Below are 14771 nucleotides of genomic sequence, written 5' to 3' on the forward strand. Positions count from 1 at the left end.
TCACAGGGCCGGGCGGACCCGCGGGGCCGGACGCGCCACTGGGGCCGCGGCCCCCGCTGCGTCGCCGGGGGCGCCGTTTCCCGCCTTCGCCGGCGAGATCCCCCGAGTCTTGCCCAAGGCGCATCGTTACACCGCTTCCTAACTATGTATATCCCGGTCCACCAGGCAAAATGGCCATGGTTCCCCGATTCCACGGAATTGGCAGGATTCTAGTCCCCATACAGGAACATGGCGGACAGATGACCAATCCAGGGTGAATGACTACTTAAGCTACGGCGTCACGGATGCGGGGTGTGCGGAGAGCTCCGGGTGCGGCCGTGACCGTGGAGGGGGCCCCGAGGCGACGGCCGGGGAGGGAGGCCGGTCGCCGGTCCGGGGGAGGGGGCGGCGCGGTGCGCCGAACACCGGTGTGGCCGTCCCGGTGATCGTCCCGGCGGCTTTCCTCGGGCGGTCGTGCCGGCGGCTTTTCCCACGTGGTCGTCCTGTCGGCTTCCCCTCGCGTGGTCGTGCCGTCGGCTTTCCCCCGCGTGGTCGTGCCGGCGGAGGCGTGGCGGCCGGCGGTGTGGTGGGTGGGGCAGGTGGGACGACAGGTGCTGTTGTCCTTTTTGTGGCACACCGTCCCCTGTCGGGCTGAGTGTCCAGTGCGGCAGATGGGTCCGGACTATTGTGGGATTTGGGGCGTAAGCATACTGATTTATCAGCCGTCACGGATGTAGCCGCGTTCGATTACATTCCGAAATCATCCAAGGTGATCTCCGCGATGTCCGGGACCGGACCGGGTGCCGTGACCTAGCTTCAAAACCATGAATCTGCAGCAGCTCCGCTATGTGGTCGCGACGGCGGAGCATCGCACCATGACCGACGCGGCCAGGTCGCTCTACATCGCCCAGCCTGCGCTTTCCCGTGCCATCAGGGACCTGGAACGGGAACTCGGGATGACGCTGTTCGCCCGCTCCGGACGCGGGGTCGTCGTCACCGCGCAGGGACGCCGGGTGGTCAAGCTGGCCAGGGAGGCCCTCGACGCGGTTCGCGAGATCGAGGCCCTGTCCACGCACGGCCACACCTCCGAGGCGGAGCTCCGCATCGCCTCGACGCCCAGTCTCGAACCGGGGCTGGCCGGACGCCTCCTTCCCGCCTACGCCGCCGAGCATCCCGGGGTGCGCGTCCACATCGTCCGCTGCGACGGCCGGGACGGTGTGGTCAGCGCCATCAGGGACCATCGGGCCGACCTCGGCCTGACGGACCTGCCCGTCCCCGCCGACCTGGTCAGCCATCCGCTGGAGCGGCAGGAGATCGTCCTGATCTCCCCGCCCGGAGTGGACCTGCCCGACCCGGTGCCGATGCGGAGACTCAACGGCATGCGCCTGACACTGCCGAGTCCCGACAGCGCCAGGCGCAGGGAGTTCGACGCGCTCTTCGCCAAGCACGGGGTGGCCCCCGTGGTGGTGAGCCACATCGACGAGCGCGGCAACTGGCTGGGAACGGTCCGTTCGGGCACGGCCTCGATGCTCTGGTACCGGGGGGCGGCCGACCAGGCCGTCCGGGCCGGGCTCGTGGTCCGCACCCTCGACCCCTCGGTCCGCCGGGTGATCGCCCTCGTGCACGCGCGGCGGCGGCTGCCCGCCTCGGCCCAGGAGTTCCTGTCCGTGGCCGAAGGTGGGTCGGCCGCGTAAGGACGCCGTGGGTCGTCCGTGTTCTCTCAATTCCCCCAGAGGCGGCGCAGGTGGGAGCGCCGTCCTCTCCGAAGCCGGGCGATAGGCTCGGTTTCGATGACTATCTTGCGCCTGCGTGGCCGTGAGTTCCGGCCCGGCGAATTCGCGATCATGGCGGTGGTCAACCGCACCCCCGACTCCTTCTTCGATCGGGGCAGGACATACGGTTTCCCCGCGGCCCTGGAGGCGGTGGACGCGGCGGTCGCCGCGGGAGCCGACATCGTCGACATCGGCGGTGTCAAGGCGGGCCCCGGAGCCGAGGTCGATCCGGCGGAGGAGATCCGCAGGGTGGCCGACCTGGTGGCCGCGGTCAGGCGGCGCCACCCCGAGCTCGTCATCAGTGTCGACACCTGGCGTGCCGAGGTCGGCGAGGTCGTCGCCCAGGCGGGTGCGGACCTGCTCAACGACACCTGGGGCGGAGTCGACCCCGAGCTGGCCGGCGTCGCCGCGAAACACGGCATCGGGCTGGTCTGCGCGCATGCCGGCCGCGTCGCCCCGCGCACCCGCCCGCATCGCATCGCCTACGCCGACGTGGTCGCCGACGTGGTCGGATACACCGTGGCCCTGGCCGAGCGCGCCGCCGCGGCGGGCGTGCCCAGGGAGTCGATCCTCATCGACCCCGCGCACGACTTCGGCAAGAACACCCGGCACTCCCTGGAGATCGGCCGCCGCCTGGACGAACTGGTGGACACCGGCTGGCCGGTGCTCGTCGCGGTCTCCAACAAGGACTTCGTCGGCGAGACCCTCGGTGGCCTGCCCGTCGACGAACGTCACGCCGGGACCATGGCGACCCTCGCGATCTCCGCGTGGCAGGGGGCGAGGGTCTTCCGGGTGCACGACGCCGCCTCCGCCCGCACCGCGCTGGCGGTCATCGGTGCGCTGCGCCGCTGACCCGGAGACCGGCCGGGCCACCCGCGGGGGAAACGGGTGGCCCGGGTCGCGAGGCGGGGGCGCGCCTCGCTCTTCGCAAGGTCCTGCGGCGTGATGCCCGCCGCGTGGCCGGTGGAGATTCAGGCCATGCTCGTGGACCTTCCGGCTGGAACCGCTCCGGCGCTCCGATGGGCCCCGGACGGTGGCCGGAGTCACCATCGTCGGTCAGCGCGATGCTTACCGCAAGATCCTGACTGGAGTAAATTTTTCTGTTACAGAGTGGGGGGGCGGTGCGTTCACGAATAGATCACCGACAGGAACCGGGTCAGGATCTCCTCCCGCTTGCTCCCCGGAAGGGCGTCCAGGACCGCGTTGACCACGGCCATCTCCGGCCGGCCCGAACCGCCGAAGTCCACTCCGACGGAGGCCGCCAGCTCGGCGAAGGCGGCGTCGTCCAGCGCGTCCAGATCCAGGCCGGCCACCAGTTCCACCAGCCCCTCGGGCAGTCGCGCCGGCCCCCGCTCACGCGCGGCCCGCGCCGACTCCTCGATCACCGCCAGCATCGCCTCGACCCCCCGCAGGGTGACCCCCGTCACCGTGACGTGGATGTTGGCCGGGATGCCCGCGTAGGAGAGCTGCGGCTGCAGGAACCAGCCGCGCTTCCTGGCCTCGTCCGACAGCACGAAGACGTCGAGCTCGTCCGAGCCGAAGGCGACCAGCGCCGACTCGGGATCCCCGAGCACCCGCAGGCCCTCGATCGCCCCGATCCCCTCCCGGAGTCTGCGGGAGGCCGCCAGGGTGGCGCGGCCGAGCTCCAGGTAACCCTCCCGGCCCAGGGCCTGAAGGGTGGCCCACGCGCCGCCCAGCGGCCCGGCGGACTTCGAGCTCTGCACGGTGGCGTTGATCACCGTGTAGCCCGGCCAGGACGCCGACGCGAAGTAGGCCCCGCGCCGCAGCGCCGGGTCGGCGAACAGCACCACCGACGCACCCTTGGGCGAGTAGCCGAACTTGTGCAGGTCGCACGAGAGGGAGGTCACCCCGGGCACCGACAGGTCGAACGGCGGGACCGCCGCTCCGGCCTCACGCAGCCACGGCAGGAGCCACCCGCCCACGCACGCGTCCACGTGGCACGGCACCCCGCGCGCGGCGGCGATCCCGGCGATCTCGGCGACCGGATCGACCACGCCCTGGGGGTACGACGGGGCCGAGGCGACCACCAGCACGGTCTCCCCGGTGATCGCGGCCTCGACCGCCTGCGGTGAGGCCCGGAACGTCACCGGGTCCACCGCGACCGGGTCCACCTCGACCCCGAGATAGTGCGCGGCCTTGTGGAAGGCCGGGTGCGCGGTGACCGGGACCGCCATCCGGGGCCGCCCCGGCACCCGCCGGGTGTCCCGCGCCGCCTTCACGGCCAGCATGATCGACTCGGTGCCGCCGCTGGTGAAGATGCCGTGGCCGCCGCCCAGCAGCTCGGCGACCGCGCCGACGACCTGCTTCTCCATCTCCACGACACTGGGGAAGGCCGTCGGGTCGAGGGTGTTGACCTCCAGCATCTCGAAGTACGCCGCCGCGGCGGCCTCGTGGACCTCCGGCCGCCCGGTGTCGTAGACGTACGCGGTCACCTTGCCCCCGCGCACCGGCAGGTCGTCCCGCCGCAACCGGGCGATCTCGGCCAGCAGTTCCTCGGCGCTGCGGCCCTTGTCGGGCAGGCTCATCGGTCTCCTCGGGGGGTACGGCTCGTGGGGAGCCGGGAAGGCGTGTCCCGGTGACCACCGGGGCTGCCAGGATCACACAGATCACCCCGGCCCGGCGGGACGGCGCCGGCGCGAGGTCAGGAAGGAGGCGGACCGGGCAGGCCCGCGGCGCGGTGGAGCGTCCGGTGCAGCCAGCCGCGGAACCGCCGCAGCATCTCGGGGTCGTCGGCGCCGTGGCGCCTGTCGTCCGCGCCGAGCACCCCGCCGAGCATGAAGCCGTGCACGCACCAGATCATCGCCGCGAACAGCAGGTCCAGGTCCGCGTCTGGGGCGATGTGCCCGGCGGACACCGCGGGTCCGACGGCGTCGCCGCCCATTTCGAGCAGCGGCCGGACGTAGTCGCGTTCCACGGAGGTGAGGTCGCTGGCGTCGGAGAGCCACCGGTGCAGCCAGAGCGCGGGCACCTCGGGCCAGGCGAGGCAGAAGTCGATGTAGTGGTCGACGATCCGGTGCACCATCAGCGCCGTCTGCTCCGGAGTCGCCGCGGACCCTCCCCGCAGTGCCGCCTCCAGCGACGCCCGCTCCGCCAGGTAGGCGCGTTCCATCACCGCCAGGTACAGCTCCCGCCGGCTGCCGAACTCCTCCCGCAGGGCGTCGGCGCTCAGCCCGGTCGCCTCGACGATCTGACTGGTGGTCGTCGCGTCGTACCCCAGCGCGGCGAACAGCCGGGTCGCGACCCGGAGTATCGTCTCGCGCCGGTCGCCGTCGCCGGAAGTCATGACTGCGACGTTAGGGGGGGCCGGAGTGCCCGGCCAAGCACCTGATTGACAAAGAGCGGTCAAGATAGCGGAAGCCGTACGACCGCCCGCAGGCCGGGGGAGGCGTCCTCCAGGTGCACCGCACCCCCGTGGGCGTGGACCGTCTCGCGCACGATCGCCAGGCCCAGCCCGGCGCCGCCCTCGTCGCGGCTGCGGGCGCTGTCCAGCCGGGTGAAGCGGTCGAACACCCGCTCCCGGTCGGGCTCCGGGATGCCGGGCCCGTCGTCGGTGACGGTCAGCACCGCGTCGGCCCCCTCGGCCCGCAGTTCGACGGCCACCGGCGCCGAGGCGTACCGCAGCGCGTTGTCGACCAGGTTGACCAGCACCCGCCCCAGAGCCAGCGCGTCCCCGGTGACCGTGATCGCCTCCCCGCCGGGACCGGCGGTGAGGTCGACGGTGACGGCCTCGCCGTACCGTTCCACGCTCTGCGGCACGAGCCGGTCCAGCTCCACGGGCTCCCGCCGGGCCAGCGCGCCGCCTCGCTCGTCCAGCCGGGCCAGCGCCAGCAGGTCCTCCGCCAGGCGGGACAGGCGCATGGTGTCCTCCAGCACGCCTTCGGCGGTCTCCCTCCATTCCTGCCCCTCGGGGTGCCCCAGCGCCACCTCCAGTTGGAGCCGGATGCTCGCCAGCGGGCTGCGCAGCTCGTGCGCCGCGTCGGAGACCAGGGCCCGCTGCCGGTTGTCGGCCTTCTCCAGGCGGGCCAGCATGTCGTTGAGCGTGGTGGCCAGGCTGTGCACCTCGTCGCGCGCCTCGGGGACCGGCAGGCGGCGGGAGCGGGCGGTGTCGGTGATCTCGTCGGCCCCCCGGCGCAGCGCGGCGATCGGCCGCAGGGTCCTACCGATGATCAGCCAGCTGGCCCCGGCGAGCAGCACCAGCAGCAGCGGTGTGCCGACGAGCAGCACGTGACCGGCCGTGGCGATGCTGGTCTGCACCTCGCTGAAGGAGCGCGCGGCGATCACCGCCCGCCCCCCGTCGGCGCTGAGCACCCGGACGCGCAGCACGTGCGGGATGCCGTACGGCCTGCCGTCCACGAAACGCGCCTCGCCCCTGCGGATCGCGGTGGCCCGCTGCCGCGCGTCCAGCAGCGGCACCAGCCTGTCGGTGCCGGCGGTGGCGTGGGTGATCCGCCCCGTGGCGTCGACCACCTGCAGCAGGACACCGTCGGGGGAGCTCAGCTCGTCCGGCAGCCGGCCGGCGTCGGCGAGGGAGACCGTGCTCCTGGCCCGCTGGCGGATCGAGTCGTCGATCGTGGTCAGCAACGCCCTGCCGAGCACGCCGATCATCGCGTACGAGGAGACCGCCAGCGCCACCGCGAGCACCGCCGAGGCCGCCGCGGTCAACCGGAAACGCAGGCTCTTGCGCCGCCACCAGCCGATCGTGCGCCGCCTTCCCTGCGGAGCCGGGGGCGGGGGCGGGGACGAGCCGGGTGTCCGGTCCGGCGGTTTCCGGCCCGGGGACGAGCCGGGTGCCGGCTCCCGCCGCGGGGGCGTCCGGTCCCGCACCGGGTCAGCCGCCATCGCCGGCCAGCCGGTAGCCCGCTCCCCGCACCGTCTGCAGCGCGTTCCGGGAGAACGGCACGTCGATCTTGCGGCGCAGGTAGCCGACGTACACCTCGACCACGTTGGGGTCGGTGTCGAAGGTGTCCCAGACGTGCTCCAGGATCTCCGACTTGGAGACCACCTCGTCGGGGTGGCGGAGCAGGTACTCCAGCAGGGAGAACTCCCTCGGGGTCAGCTCCACCGGCGTCTGGCCCCTGCTCACCCGCCGCCGCGCCGGGTCGAGCGCCAGGTCTCCGGCCCGCAGCACGGCCGGTCGCCGGTTCGCGCCGCGCCGCAGCAGCGCCCGCAGTCTGGCCACCAGCACGACGTAGGAGAACGGTTTGGTCAGGTAGTCGTCCGCACCCAGGTCGAGCCCGTCGGCCATGTCGTACTCGCCGTCCTTGGCCGACAGCATCAGGATCGGCACCCAGTTCTCCTCGGCGCGCAACTGCTTGCACACGTTGTAGCCGGAGATCCTGGGCAGCATGATGTCCAGGACCACCACGTCGTACTCACCGTGGCGGGCCTGGTGCAGGCCGTCCTCCCCGTCGTGCGCGAGGTCGACGGCGAACCCCTCGGCCTGCAACCCGCGCTGGAGGGCCGCGGCCATCCGCCGTTCGTCCTCCACGACGAGAACTCGCATCCCCACCCCTTCCCCGTCGGCGATCTCGTTCCCGGCATTCTCGACCGGCCGGCCTGAGAGCCGGCTGAGAACCCTGTGAGCCCTCTCAGTCTGTCTCAGCTTCGGCACAGGAACGGTCACGCAGTCTGACGGTCGACAGTGATCGACGACATACCGTGGAGCAGTGAGATGTCACAGGAGAAGAGACGGGGCCGCATGGTGAGGTGGGCCGTGCCGGTCGCCGCGTTCGCGGTGGTCGCCGGGGCGGTCGGCGCGGGGCCGGTCATCGCCGCCGTCCAGGGGGACCCCGCGCTGCCGGAGCGCACCGCCGAGCAGTTGCTGGCCGACGCCGCCCGCGCCGCCCAGTCCGGGGTGAGGCCCATGTCGGGCACGGTCATGCAGACCGCATCCCTGGGCCTGCCGGGGCTTCCGGAGCTGCCGGGCGGCACGGGCGGCGCCTCGCCCGCCACGCTCCTGGCGGGCTCCCACGAGCTCAAGGTCTGGTACGGCGGGCAGGGCAGGATCCGCCTGGCGCTGCCCGGCCGGATGAGCGAGACCGACCTGATCGTCAACGGCGACCAGGTGTGGCTGTGGGAGAGCGGGGCCAACACGGCCACCCGGGTCAAGGTCGACGCGGGCGCCCACGCCGACGCCCACCCCGGGAGCCGCGGCGGGCCCGGACCCGAGGAGACCCTGCCGGCGACCACGCCGCAGCAACTGGCGCGGAAGGTGCTCCAGGCGGCCGAGGCCGACACCGTGGTCGGCGTGACCAACGCCGAGCGGGTCGCCGACCGCCCGGCATACCAGCTCACCCTCGCACCCAAGGACGCGTCGTCGCTGGTCAAGGAGGTCAGGCTGGCCCTCGACGGCGAGACCCTCGTCCCGCTGCGGGTCCAGGTCTACGCCAGGAGCGCGACCGAGCCCGCCTTCGAGGTCGGCTTCACCTCCGTCACGTTCTCCCCGCCCGCCGCCGGCAACTTCGCCTTCACCCCGCCCGCGGGCGCCAAGGTGGAGGAGAAGCCGCTCGCCGGTTTCTTCGAGGAGCGCGGGATCGGCCACGGTGACGGCGCGGGCCCCGGGCCGGCCGGGGCGGGACGGCCCGGGGACGGGGTCGAGGACGGAGATCTCAGGGACGGGTCCCGCAAGGGCGGCGTCAAGACCGTCGGCGACGGCTGGACCACGGTCGCGGTGCTCCCCGTCTCCGGACAGGACCTCAAGGGCGGTGCCCCGGAGAACGGCCGGCCGGCCGGCGAGGACGCCGGTGCGCTCGTCGAGAGCGTCCTGAAGTCCGCCAGGCAGGTCAGCGGCCCCTGGGGCAGCGGCAGGGTCATCCAGACCAAGCTGGTGTCGGCGTTGCTGACCGACGACGGCCGCCTGCTGGTCGGCGCGGTCACCCCGGAGAAGCTGACCGAGGCCGCCGGTCAGAAGTGAGCCGGACGCCGGGAGGGCCCGCGACGGTGCCCTCCCGGCCCTCCCGGACCGCCCCGCCTTCCCGCCCGCGCGGGCCCGCCCCCGGGGCCGGGACACCCCGCCCGGGGACGGAGGCGTCGATGAACATGATGAGCCGACGAGCAGTGGGAGAGACGTGCCGATCGCCCAGAACACCAGGACCGGTGAGGTCCCGGACGACGGACCGGGAGGGGGAGCCGTGCTGACCGCCGAGAGACCGATGACAGGCAGGACCGGCGCCGATGAGGACCTCTCGATCGTCACCGACGGCCTGACCAAACGATTCGCGGGCGGCCAGGTGGCCGTGGACGCCCTCGACCTGGCCGTGCCCGCCGGAGCCGTCTTCGGCTTCCTCGGCCCCAACGGCTCAGGCAAGACCACGACCATACGCATGCTGCTCGGCCTGGTCACGCCCACCTCGGGCACCTGCCGGGTGCTCGGCACGCCGATGCCCGGCGGGGCCGGCACCGTGCTGTCGAAGGTGGGAGCCCTGGTCGAGGGGCCCGCCTTCTACCCCTACCTGTCGGGTGAGGCGAACCTGCGCCGCTATGACGCGGCCGACCGGTCGGCTGACCCGCGCACCGCCTCGGCCAGGATCGGGCTCGCCCTGGAACGGGTGGGGCTGTCCGCTGCGGCCCGCAAGCGCTACCGGGCGTACTCACTGGGCATGCGCCAGCGGCTGGCCATCGCCGCGGCGCTGCTCGTCCCGAGGCAACTGCTGATCCTCGACGAGCCGACCAACGGCCTGGATCCGCAGGGCACCCGCGAGGTGCGGGCCCTGGTCAAGGAGATCGCCGCCGACGGGACGACCGTGTTCGTCTCCTCCCACCTGCTGGCCGAGGTGGAGCAGATGTGCTCACACGTCGCCGTCATGCGGGCCGGCCTGCTGGTCGCCCAGGGGCCCATCGCCGACCTCCGGGCCGCGGAGGCGGTCAGGATCCGGGTGGAGACCCCCGACACCGCCGAGGCCGTGGCGGTGCTCGCCGGCCTCGGCCTGCCGGAGATCCGCGTCGGTGACGGCGAGGTCGGCGCGGGCCTGGCCACCGAGGCCCCGGAAAGGATCTGCGCCGCCCTGGTCACCGGAGGCGTCGCCGTCCGCGGCCTGGCGGTGCAGCGGCCGAGCCTCGAGGACGTGTTCGTCGGGTTGACCGGGGAGGGCTTCGATGTCGACGGTTAGCGGAAGACAGACGCCGATGGTCGGCGGGAGAGAAGCCCTGTCCACCGGGAACAGCGTCGGGAACACCGCTGGGAACACCGTCGGGAACACCGTGCCCGCCGTCCGGGCATGGCTGCGGCTGCTCGGCTCGGAGGCGGGCCTGACCTTCCGGCGGCCCAGGAACGCCGCGATGCTGGGCCTCCTCGTGGTGATCCCGGTGCTGGTCGGCGTCGCGCTGCGGGTGTTCGGCAGCCCCGAGGAGAGCGGGCCCGGCAGGGGGACGGCGATCCTGCAGCAGGTCACCGGGAACGGGCTGTTCCTGACCTTCGCCGCGCTCTCGATCCTCGTGCAGTTGCTGCTGCCGGTCGTCGTCGCGGTGGTCGCGGGTGACTCCGTCGCCGGAGAGGCGGGCCTGGGCACCCTGCGTTACCTGCTCGCGGTGCCCGCGGGCCGGACCCGCCTGCTGGCCGTCAAATATGTCAACGCGGTCGTCTTCTGCCTGGCCGCCGTCACCGCGGTGGCGCTCTCCGGGCTCCTGACCGGCCTGGTGCTCTTCCCCGCGGGCCCGATCACCCTGCTGTCGGGCGTCACGGTTCCCTTCGCCGAGGGCGTGCTGCGCATCGGCGTCGTCGTCCTCTACGTCACCGCGGGGATGGCGGCTCTGGCGGCCGTCGCACTGGCCCTGTCGACGTTCACCGAGGTCTCCATCGGCGCCATCGCCTCGACCGTGGTCGTCGTCATCGTGGCGCAGGTCCTCGGTGCCATCCCGCAGCTCGCCGCGATCCAGCCCTACCTGCTCACCACCTGGTGGAGCCACTTCGACGGGGTTCTGCGTGCCCCGGTCGCCGTCGACGAGATGGCGGACGGCCTGCTGGTCTTCGGCGCCTACGTCGTCGTCTTCGGATCCGTCGCCTGGGCCCGGTTCACCGGCAAGGACATCACCTCCTGAGCCGCCGTCGCATTCGGGCCGCCGCGGCCCGCAAGCGCCTCTTCAGGTGTAATAGCAGGTCAGGGCGGGTAAGCGTGCTCTCGACCGTGACACGGGCCCGGGGGGAGAGCCATGAGCGAGCGACTCGGGGACGAGGGGGAGCGGCCCGTCGAGCGCGGGGGCGGCGAGGAGGCGAGCGGCACACCGCTGACGCCCGCCGAGGAGAAGAACTCACTGCGCCCCGCAGGCGTCACGCCCGGCGCCACTCCCAGCTCCGCTCCCGGCGTCACCCCCGGTTCCGTTGCCGGTGACGACCGGGGCGACGACACCGGGGCGGACGAGGTGAGCGACGAGGTCTACGAACGGACCAAGGAGCTCAACCCCGACGACTTCGAGTGACGGGACCCGCCCCGGACCGTCTCCGGCCACCACGGGTCCCGCCCGCGCCGCGGGCTCACCCGGTCGCGCTCACCCGTCTCCCTGGTTGAGACGCTCGCTCCTGCCCTGGAGCTCGTCGATCAGCTTGGACGCCTCGGCCTTGCTGAGCCCCTCCGGAACGTCACGCCCGGCCTCCCTGGCGAGTGTGCGCAGGTACGACTCCTGGGGTGCGGTCATCGGCTCGTCCCCCGTCGCCCACTCCTCGGGATCCTTCTCCACCGGTCCTCGGTCCATGATGCTCCCCTTTCGAACTTCCGTTCGCCCTACCCGGTGAATCCGCGCTGTATTCCTCCGCTGCCCGAGCGGGCGGGCGTCCACCCGGGCTTCCTGCGGAGGTGGTTCCCGGTCTGCCCGCCGGTGGCGCTCTTGGAGCGGGTCCGGCGGGCGGCGACGCCGTCGCGGGTGACCGTCGTGGTTCCGGCTCCGCGGCGGCACCCGCCCGCTTCGCGGTGCCCAGCGGGTCAGGAGGCGGAGGACCGGCCGCCGCGGCGCAGGCCGAACACGCCGAGCGCGGTCCCGACGAGCCCCACCGCCAGACCGGCGCCGCCCAGCAGGCGGGCGGTGCCGTCCGAGGCGTCCGCCGCGTTCGCGGCGGCGGGAACCGCGGAGACCGACGGGGCCGTGGTGGCGGGCGCCGTGGTGGTGGCCGCGCCGTGGCCCTCACCCGACGCCGTGGCGGGGGTGAGCCTGAGCACCGGGGCCGGGCGCTCGGGTTCCGAGCCGTCGGCCCTGGGCTCGTCGGCCCACTTGACGACCTCGCCGCCGCTGTAGGTCTGGGTGGCGGGGAAGACGAGGTGGTCGGTGTCGGTGGGCAGCATCCCCAGTGACACCTCGAACTCCTGGAACTGGCCGGGTTCGATCCTGCCTCCCGACCAGGTGATCTTCGTGACGGCCTCGGTGATCTCCCCGTACTCGGTCTTGACCGGCTTGGGGAGCTTGCCCTCGACCACCTTGATCTTCCAGCCCGGCACCGGTTTGACCGAGACGAAGGCCAGCGGGTGGTCCAGGGGGAGGGCGACCTCCAGTTTGGTGGTCGAGGCGTCGTCCCGCTCGTTCGGCACGCGGAAGGCGACCTTGGAGAAGCCTCCCTGCTCGGCGCTCGCGGGGTTGACGGTCACGTGCGCGAGGGCGGGCAGCGCGAGACCCACGGTGAGGGCTGCGGCACCGGCGGTGACAACCGCCAGACCGCGGCAGGCACGCGAAAACGACATGGGGTTCTCCACTTCGGTACGTCGGTACGTTGATACGTCGGGACGTCGTGAGGCCAGAATGCCGGGATATCGGCACGTCATCGGGCCGACAGGCCGGACGCCGAGATCTTCGGCCGGCGGATCGGAACGCCGGAGACAGATTGGGGTGCCGGAATGGGGCAGGACGTCAGAAACGGCCCAGGACGCCGGGAACGGGACAGGTCAGGCGGTGCGGAGTGGAGGGCCGCGCCGGCTGACGGAGTGCCGCAGGACCGTGCCCGCCGGAAGCGGCGCCGAGGCCGGGCGGAGCACGGACGGGGCGGGTGCGGACGGGGGCCGCGGCGGCGACAGCACCGCCAGCAGCCGGCGTCCCGCCGAACGGAGCAGCGACCACAGCGCGTCCTCGCCCCGTGACAGCCACCAGCCGGTGATCAGAGTCGCGGTGAGGTGCGCGGCGAGCATGCCCACGCTCTCGCCCAGCCCTTTGACGTGCGGGTGCGGGGCCAGGGACGTGCCCGCCGGATCGCCGAGCGCGAACAGTTCGTGCAGCAGCAACTGCAGGGCTGACAGGCCGGTGCTGATCGTCGCCGTGGAGCGCTCGCGTCCGGCGAGCAGCACGGCCGCCGCGGCCACCGCCGACCCGCCGATGGCCACCGCCCACGGCACCGGCCCGGAGCCTCCCGCGGCCGTGTGGCCGAGGACGGCGAGCGCCACGCAGACGGCCGAGAAGACGGCCGCCCGCACGAGGCGTAGCGGGAGGCGGGCACGCATGGTGGCCCCATGCTCTCACGCCCGCGCGGTGACCGCCGCTGTGCACTTCACACCACGGGGCGGTCGGCGGCTCGCGCTGTGGGACGGGCGGCGGTTCGCGCTGTGGGACGGGCGGCGGTTCGCGCTGTGGGGCGGGCGGTGGCTCGCGCTGTGGGACGGGCGCCGCCGGAGGGGTCAGGTGTAGAGCCGGAGCAGGTCGTCCTCGGTCTCGCGGCGCACGATCACCCTGGCCGAGCCGTCGCGGACGGCGATCACCGGCGGTCTGGTCACGTGGTTGTAGTTGCTCGCCATCGACCGCTGGTAGGCGCCGGAGGCCGGGACGGCCAGCAGGTCGCCGGGGCGTACGTCGGCGGGCAGCGGCAGGTCGCGGACGAGCACGTCGCCGCTCTCACAGTGCCTGCCCACCACGGTGGCCTCGCGCGGCGGGGCCTGCGAGGCGCGCGAGGCGACGACCGCGGTGTAGGCGGCGCCGTACATCGCGGGACGGGGGTTGTCGCTCATGCCGCCGTCGACGCTGACGTAGCGGCCGACACCGGGGATGTCCTTGACGGTGCCCACCTCGTAGAGGGCGACGGTCGTGGGCCCGGCGATCGAGCGGCCCGGCTCGACGGCGAGGCGTACGCGGGCGGGCACGGCCTCGCGCAGCGCCGCGACCACCTCGGCGGGGCTCGGCGGGACCGGGTCGCCGGGCCGGTGGACGATGCCCAGGCCGCCGCCGAGGTCGAGCTTGGGGATCGTCACGCCGTGCTCGCGCTCGGAGTCGAGCAGGAAGGCCGACATCCGGCGGGCGGCCAGCGCGAAGCCGCCGAGGTCGGTGATCTGCGAGCCGATGTGGGAGTGCAGGCCGGCCAGTTCCAGGGCGGGGGCGGCCAGCACCCGGCGTACCGCCTCGGCGGCCAGCCCGGCGTTGAGGGAGAACCCGAACTTGGAGTCGTCGCCGCCGGTGGCGATGAACTCGTGGGTGTGCGCCGACACCCCGGGGGTCACCCGGATCATCACGCGCTGCCGTATCCCGGCCTCTTCCGCCAGGGTGGTCAGCCGCTCGATCTCGGTGAAGGAGTCGACGACGACGCAGCCGACGCCCAGGGCGACGGCACGGCGCAGTTCGGCCGCGGACTTGTTGTTGCCGTGGAAGACCACCCGCGCGGGGTCCATCCCGCCGGCCACGGCCACCGCCAGCTCACCGCCGGTGCACACGTCCAGGCAGAGCCCGGCCGAATCGAGCCAGCGCACCACCTCCGGGCAGAGGAACGCCTTGCCGCCGTAGTGCACCTCCCCGTCGGGGAGCGCCTCCCGCCACAGTGCGCAACGGGCGAGGAACTCCTCCTCGTCGAGCACGTACACGGGGGTGCCGAACTCCGCGGCGAGCTCCCGCACGCCGATCCCGCCGAGACGCAGTTCCCCGCGTTCCCCGCCCGTCCATGCCGCGCTCCGTGGCCAGCCGTTCTCGATCACCAGGCTCATGGGGACGAAGGTAGGGCTTTGAGGGTTTTGTCCGGTCTGAGGATCGAGGTTTTCGATGCTCAGAGTCGCAAGCGTTCACCTGTGTTGGGGCCGTTACCTACCGCCGTCACGATGAGTTCAC

At 73.0% G+C, this 14771-nt stretch carries 15 protein-coding genes; 7 read left to right on the forward strand and 8 right to left on the reverse strand.

The features are described from left to right. Positions 1-803 precede the first annotated feature (803 nt). Positions 804-1673: a LysR family transcriptional regulator gene (locus tag F4562_RS29825; RefSeq protein WP_184539801.1), complete on the forward strand. Its 870-nt coding sequence runs from the start codon at positions 804-806 to the stop codon at positions 1671-1673. 96 nt (positions 1674-1769) lie between these two features. After that, a complete protein-coding gene (gene folP / locus F4562_RS29830) occupies positions 1770-2603 on the forward strand; it encodes a dihydropteroate synthase (RefSeq protein ID WP_184539803.1) in 834 nt (277 codons plus the stop codon). Positions 2604-2878: 275 nt separating this feature from the next. Here the strand turns inward: folP and F4562_RS29835 are convergent, their stop codons facing one another. The 4 genes from F4562_RS29835 to F4562_RS29850 all read right to left on the reverse strand — a co-directional run bounded on the left by F4562_RS29835 (position 2879) and on the right by F4562_RS29850 (position 7275). Then, on the reverse strand, positions 2879-4297 hold the full coding sequence (locus F4562_RS29835) for a pyridoxal phosphate-dependent decarboxylase family protein (protein ID WP_184539805.1): 1419 nt from the start codon (positions 4295-4297) through the stop codon (positions 2879-2881). 116 nt (positions 4298-4413) lie between these two features. Beyond that, the gene (locus F4562_RS29840; protein WP_184539807.1) at positions 4414-5055 is read right to left on the reverse strand and encodes a TetR/AcrR family transcriptional regulator; all 642 of its coding nucleotides are present in this window, start codon (positions 5053-5055) and stop codon (positions 4414-4416) included. Positions 5056-5114: 59 nt separating this feature from the next. Continuing rightward, positions 5115-6434 (reverse strand): sensor histidine kinase, encoded by a 1320-nt coding sequence (locus tag F4562_RS29845; RefSeq protein WP_246473600.1) that lies wholly within the window; start codon positions 6432-6434, stop codon positions 5115-5117. Between the two features lie 166 nt (positions 6435-6600). After that, the gene (locus tag F4562_RS29850; RefSeq protein WP_184539810.1) at positions 6601-7275 is read right to left on the reverse strand and encodes a response regulator transcription factor; all 675 of its coding nucleotides are present in this window, start codon (positions 7273-7275) and stop codon (positions 6601-6603) included. A 195-nt stretch (positions 7276-7470) separates the two neighbouring features. Between F4562_RS29850 and F4562_RS29855 the strand changes: the two genes are divergently transcribed. The 4 genes from F4562_RS29855 (at position 7471) to F4562_RS29870 (ending at position 11186) form a co-directional block, all read left to right on the forward strand. Continuing rightward, positions 7471-8685 (forward strand): LolA family protein, encoded by a 1215-nt coding sequence (locus F4562_RS29855; protein ID WP_246473601.1) that lies wholly within the window; start codon positions 7471-7473, stop codon positions 8683-8685. A gap of 154 nt (positions 8686-8839) precedes the next feature. After that, positions 8840-9880 carry an ABC transporter ATP-binding protein gene (locus F4562_RS29860; RefSeq protein WP_311733882.1) on the forward strand — a complete coding sequence of 347 codons (1041 nt, stop codon included), beginning with the start codon at positions 8840-8842 and terminating at the stop codon, positions 9878-9880. Beyond that, the gene (locus F4562_RS29865) at positions 9867-10808 is read left to right on the forward strand and encodes a DUF2705 family protein (RefSeq protein ID WP_246473602.1); all 942 of its coding nucleotides are present in this window, start codon (positions 9867-9869) and stop codon (positions 10806-10808) included. The genes F4562_RS29860 and F4562_RS29865 overlap by 14 nt, the downstream gene beginning before the upstream one ends. Before the next feature lie 111 nt (positions 10809-10919). Further along, positions 10920-11186, forward strand: a complete 267-nt coding sequence (locus F4562_RS29870; RefSeq protein WP_184539814.1) for a hypothetical protein — start codon at positions 10920-10922, stop codon at positions 11184-11186. A 69-nt stretch (positions 11187-11255) separates the two neighbouring features. On the opposite strand, the gene F4562_RS29875 is transcribed toward F4562_RS29870, so the two are convergent. The 3 genes from F4562_RS29875 to F4562_RS29885 form a co-directional block, all read right to left on the reverse strand. Continuing rightward, on the reverse strand, positions 11256-11459 hold the full coding sequence (locus tag F4562_RS29875; RefSeq protein WP_184539816.1) for a DUF3072 domain-containing protein: 204 nt from the start codon (positions 11457-11459) through the stop codon (positions 11256-11258). Positions 11460-11686: 227 nt separating this feature from the next. After that, the gene (locus tag F4562_RS29880; protein WP_184539818.1) at positions 11687-12436 is read right to left on the reverse strand and encodes a YcnI family copper-binding membrane protein; all 750 of its coding nucleotides are present in this window, start codon (positions 12434-12436) and stop codon (positions 11687-11689) included. A gap of 201 nt (positions 12437-12637) precedes the next feature. Next, positions 12638-13186, reverse strand: coding sequence for an MFS transporter (locus tag F4562_RS29885; RefSeq protein ID WP_184539820.1), 549 nt, complete (start codon positions 13184-13186; stop codon positions 12638-12640). A gap of 28 nt (positions 13187-13214) precedes the next feature. On the opposite strand from F4562_RS29885, the gene F4562_RS29890 reads away from it, so the two are divergent. After that, the gene (locus tag F4562_RS29890) at positions 13215-13370 is read left to right on the forward strand and encodes a hypothetical protein (RefSeq protein WP_184539822.1); all 156 of its coding nucleotides are present in this window, start codon (positions 13215-13217) and stop codon (positions 13368-13370) included. On the opposite strand, the gene lysA is transcribed toward F4562_RS29890, so the two are convergent. Continuing rightward, on the reverse strand, positions 13361-14650 hold the full coding sequence (gene lysA / locus F4562_RS29895; RefSeq protein WP_184539824.1) for a diaminopimelate decarboxylase: 1290 nt from the start codon (positions 14648-14650) through the stop codon (positions 13361-13363). The two genes, F4562_RS29890 and lysA, sit on opposite strands and share 10 nt — an antisense overlap. Between the last annotated feature and the right edge of the window lie 121 nt (positions 14651-14771).

The sequence above is a fragment of the Streptosporangium becharense genome (assembly GCF_014204985.1).
Lineage (GTDB): Bacteria > Actinomycetota > Actinomycetes > Streptosporangiales > Streptosporangiaceae > Streptosporangium > Streptosporangium becharense.